Source organism: Cupriavidus sp. FW216-B1, from assembly GCF_058789195.1.
On the sequence record NZ_JBYTEL010000056.1, the window covers coordinates 1 to 638 of the forward strand.

The 638-nt window shown below is 69.4% G+C and carries 1 protein-coding gene; it reads right to left on the minus strand.

What is annotated here, in order from left to right:
• Positions 1–638 (minus strand): phosphate acyltransferase (locus AC3WXD_RS34945; protein ID WP_492325747.1); only part of this gene is annotated, 638 nt, incomplete at both ends.

Genomic DNA, 638 nt, shown 5'->3' on the forward strand with positions numbered 1-638 from the left:
CGCAGGCCGAAGCGCTCGATGCGGTGCTCGATCACCGCCGGGCGGCCGATCAGGATCGGGTTGGCCAGCTTCTCGTCGACGATCACCTGCACCGCGCGCAGCACGCGCTCTTCCTCGCCCTCGGCGAAGACGATGCGCTTCTTCTCCATGTCCACCTGGCGCGCCGCCGCGTAGATCGGCTTCATCAGCGTGCCCGAGTGGTAGACGAACTGCTGCAGCTGCAGGCGGTACGCGTCCATGTCGGCGATCGGGCGCGCGGCCACGCCGGACCGCATCGCGGCCTCGGCCACGGCCGGGGCGATCTTGACGATCAGGCGCGGGTCGAACGGCTTGGGGATCAGGTATTCGGGGCCGAACGACAGGTCCTGGATGCCGTAGGCGGTGGCGACGATGTCGCTCTGCTCCTGGCGGGCCAGTTCCGCCACGGCGTGGGCGGCGGCGACTTCCATCTCGCGCGTGATGGTGGTCGCGCCGCAGTCCAGCGCGCCGCGGAAGATGAACGGGAAGCACAGGACGTTGTTGACCTGGTTCGGGTAGTCGGTGCGGCCGGTGGCGATGACCGCGTCCGGGCGCACTTCCTTGACCAGCTCCGGCATGATTTCCGGGTTGGGGTTGGCCAGCGCCAGCACCAGCGGGCG